Source organism: Corynebacterium sp. HMSC034H07 (assembly GCF_001815175.1).
GTDB lineage: Bacteria > Actinomycetota > Actinomycetes > Mycobacteriales > Mycobacteriaceae > Corynebacterium > Corynebacterium hiratae.
The window spans coordinates 1-4,253 of record NZ_KV819496.1 but is presented as its reverse complement, the minus strand read 5'-3'; the positions used below and the strand labels follow the sequence as shown (position 1 = coordinate 4,253).

The following is a 4,253-nucleotide window of genomic DNA, read 5'->3' as shown; positions in this document are numbered from 1 at the left end:
CAACGCACTCTAAAACCGGAAGGGCCGGTTTGACGCGATCGACTCGAAATGTACTAGATACGGTATGACGTGATTGAAGCGTCCTGGGTTTAGTTCCGCTTCTTTTACGGCCCTGTGTTGATGGGCTGGGTGAGATAGTACTCGGTTTCGACTTCTTGTGGGGTGGCGTAGTCCAAAGCTTCGTGAAGCCGCTTAGTGTTCCACCAATGCACCCACCGCAAGGTGGCCAATTCGACTTCTCCGACCGATGTCCACGGGCCCTGAGCATGAATCAGTTCCGCCTTGTAGAGACCGTTGACGGTCTCAGCTAGAGCATTGTCATAAGAATCGCCGACTGTTCCTACACTCGGCCGGATTCCGGATTCCGCTAGCGCGCTGGAATACTTCAGTGACACGTACTGGCTGCCCCGATCGCTATGGTGGATCAGCTGGTTTCCATGGATTCGCCCTGCAGTCGTTAACGCATGCTCCAAGGCCTCCATGGGCAGCGCATCGGTACGCATCGTCGAGCGTGTAGCGACACCAACAATCTTTCGGCTGTAGGCATCCACGACAAACGCGGTGTAGGCGAATCCTGACAGGGTGCGAACGTAAGTAATGTCAGCAACCCACAGCCGGCCTGGTGCTTGTGCACGAAAGTCTCGCTGCACTAGGTCCGGGCGATGATCCGGTGCCTTCGGGCTGATCGTTGTTAACGGGGTTCGTCCACGTCTGCGACCAGAAACACCTGCTAGCTTCATCAGACGTGCAGTCTTATCGCGACCAATATGAAAACCTTCACGGTTCATCGCGTGCCACATTTTGCGGATGCCGTAGACCGAGAAATTCTGCGCATGCACACGCTGTATCTCTGGGATGAGAAGGCTATCGCTTAAGGCCCTTGCACTGGGAACACGTGTGGTGGCTTTGCGGTAGCCACGTGAAGTAATGAACCCACGATCTGCTTGTTTAAGGACTCGGCAGATGGCCTCGACCCCAAACTGATCCTTATACGCGTCGATGTAAGAGATCATTTGGTCGTGGGTCGGTCGAGTTCCGCTGCGAAAAAAGCCGAAGCAGTCTTAAGAATCCCATTTGCTCGTTTCAGCTCACGGTTTTCGCGGCGCAAACGCTTGAGCTCTTCTTCCATCGTTTCGCCGCCAGACGTGTCAGAGTCATCACGTACTGAAGCGCTGTCACGGTACCAAGCCCGCAACGTATGGTGAGACACTCCAAGCAACTCACCGACCTCCGCGTAGGCACGTTGCAGCGAGCAGGACTCCAAGCGGACCATTTCGATGATCTGATGGACCGCCTTCTCCTTGAACTCGACGGAATACTTTCTAGGCATAGTTCAATCCTTCCTTAGCTGAGGTAGGAACTAAACCCAGGACGCTTCAGTATGATCGTCTAGCTGGCCCTAGTAGTGATGACCACCGGAATCTAGCAGAGCTTCTTTTGGTTGTGTCCCTTAGTGTGGTGTAACGCTTGCTGATGGTGGCCCCCCGGAAAGGAGTGGGCGGCCACCGCCAGTTACCTTTCGTCTCAACTACCACATCTCGCCGAAAGGTCTATGCTGATGATCGACTTATTGATGCGTACCGAGATCGTTTTTACAATCGAGTTCACTTACACCGTATTGGAGAGCAGATATATAGGACATGTTATTACCTTCCGCGGGTACTGCTACTCAAAAGCTTCGGGATTGAGCACCCCTTAGTGATGCGTCTGTTATAGAACACATTCAGTCGTTTTCCTTAAGAACAGGCTTGGTCAGGGGGAAACGCGAACCAGAGTCCCCCTCTGCTAACACAAGTTCCGACTTTCGAAAGTGACTTCAGGTTAGGCTTAGGTCAAGAACAGCATTGATAGAATGTGCTGGGCTTCCCAAAACGCGAAGCTAGCTTCACCATGTACTCTTTAACCACCGGCGTCTTAGCCAAAGCACAAGCATTAAGATTCGCCAGACTTTAATTTTGGTTTCTTTCTGTTCCTTACGAGTGTTTCCTGCGCCATCAAGGCCCCTATCCGAAGTTTTCTGAGCCCATTCCTGAATTCGACTTGCAAAACTAGAGTCTAGGAATTTACTCAGGTAGCTCCATTCGCCTGATGTGACTATGAAATTCGCGCTAGCCGAGATTGGTGAATAATAGAATGTACTGTCGATTGCGTGGGGGCGCTGACTAAATTGTTTAATCTCCCCTTCGTAAGCTCGGGGAGGCCGCTGATTTCCTCCTTGGAACCCAACCGAAAAACTTCTAGTTGAAGCAAACCTCTCAAACCTGAACCCTTCATTTCCTGCAAACGGTACAGAGAACGATTCCGGCCAAATATCTCTTAAGGCGGTAAACATCGAATAATGATTACGCCTATTAACTACCGGTAGTGCGTCCGAGACTTTTACGACCTCGGTGTCTAAGAATGGATAAAACACCGTACTTTGCGTATCGATCTGCGCAGTCTTCGCATGTTGATAGCGAGCAGCACGAATATCTCTCCCGTAATAATAGAGCATTTCATAGCTGGAAAATACGGGGAGGGACGCTTTCCATTCATCCAAAGCAGAGTCAGTAAGATAATTTCCGTCGCTGTTTAGGATATATTTTGACGATCCGGAAAGCAGCCTTTCAACTGATTCCATCGATCGGTCTGAAGTTCTTTCCAGATAGCCTTTAAAAAGTGGCCACTCCCCCGCAGCTAAAAACTCACCTAATTCGAGGGGGTCAGGGGCCGAAAAAGGAGCGATCGTTGGTTCAGACGGGATAAGTCCGGAACTTTGAAAAATCGTAGTTTCACATGATTGAATTATGCTGGTTTTCACGGTCATATTTGGAGCGGTTGCAATGAAATCTATGCCTGCAAGGCCTGCCAGCTCCGCTGCCACCTTAACTTGAACGCTTTCAGCATCTCCCTGCGTCACCGCGGTTACTTTGCAATCTGGAATAAGATTCAAAAGCCCTAGCATGAGCCTAGAGTCCTTACCTCCGCTTAGTCGGAGCTGCACCCCCTTTTCGGGCTGCTGCTCAATAAGACGCGAGGTAGCACGCTTCAGAGAACTCGCGAGTTCCACTGAACCGGTTTCTCTTGAATCACCGGCTGGTTGAAGTTCAACTTGTCCAAAGTCTGGTTCATCCAGGATCTGAATTTTACCTCTCCACACTGACAAACAGGTGCGGGGCATCAAGACCGAAATCCCTTTGAATGGCGAGGCCGTGCTTATAGAAAATCCATAGTTTAGATATTCTCTGACGTAGTTCTCATCGATCTCTAGAATCTCCGGCCTGCCAGCGGTCAACGCAAATGCGATAGGGAGTGGTCGATTCGATATATAAATATTTTCTCGATCACTCGCGTAGTAGACTGGCTCAATCGCAGGCGGAGTGCTCCACGCAAAGATTCGCCCTGAGCCCTTGTTTCCCCAAAGCGCCATATAAGATCCGCCGATTTCTGGATCGACGCTTAGCCGACCATTCTGAGTCTTAACTCCGTTTCGCAATTTAGACGCAAACCCTTGGCTCGAGCAAGCGGTCCATACCCCTGCTCTCGTATCGGGATTACGATTCCCTGACTCTGCGTTCCAAACAATAACAACGCCGCCATCACGTGTAGCGTCGTTCAGAACCACTGGTTCAGTAAAATACTTTGGACCCAATACCGACGAGATTTTGTTGATTAGACGACCATCGGAGACTGATGTCGCAGTCTTTACTCGATTGGACCGCGGGATGATAGCTAGTAGGATTGACACCAAATAAACATAGCAGAGCCTTTAAGCTCCGCGCAGTGTATAGATCCCCAGATTTGAGCTTAATCCCCGAGGGCAGACATATTAAGAGGCTAGCCATAGGGTCCTGAGCACTATAGCGAAGGCGAGGGCTCTTAAACCAACGGGGAGGCTAGGCAATGACAAGACGATCCGTCAGCGTGGAATCGCCGCTTTTGCTGAAACAGTCGGCGATCCCTTTCACAATCGGCTATTGAAACACCAACAGTTCCTTCAAGTACAAATCCATTGGTACTTAGACGCAGCAAGACGTTTCTTAGGTGAAGGTCGCAACGGTTTTCGAAAGTCAAATGGAGGAATGAGTCCAAGCTCCATCAGCACTTAAACTACCGCACACCGTCTTAAGCTGAATCAAAATTCTGGAGAAACAATAACCTCAGGATTAAAGGTAGTTAAGGATCCTACCTAGAAGCAAGACTCGGGGCACTTCAGAATCCTATCCTTTATCCTCGCCCAACAATGTGGGGTTGCCCGCAAATCGTGGACACGT

2 protein-coding genes are annotated in these 4,253 nt (G+C 50.2%); both read right to left on the bottom strand.

Features of this window, described 5'->3' with window-relative positions; all coding sequences use genetic code 11:
- Window positions 1–104: 104 nt before the first annotated feature.
- A protein-coding gene (locus tag HMPREF3009_RS01635) for an IS3 family transposase (protein ID WP_118779482.1) occupies window positions 105–1,330 on the bottom strand; the annotation gives its coding sequence in 2 pieces (ribosomal slippage) (window positions 105–1,051 and window positions 1,051–1,330; 1,227 coding nt in all).
- Between the two features lie 555 nt (window positions 1,331–1,885).
- The gene (locus tag HMPREF3009_RS13385) at window positions 1,886–3,604 is read right to left on the bottom strand and encodes an asparagine synthetase B family protein (RefSeq protein ID WP_158010556.1); all 1,719 of its coding nucleotides are present in this window, start codon (window positions 3,602–3,604) and stop codon (window positions 1,886–1,888) included.
- Between the last annotated feature and the right edge of the window lie 649 nt (window positions 3,605–4,253).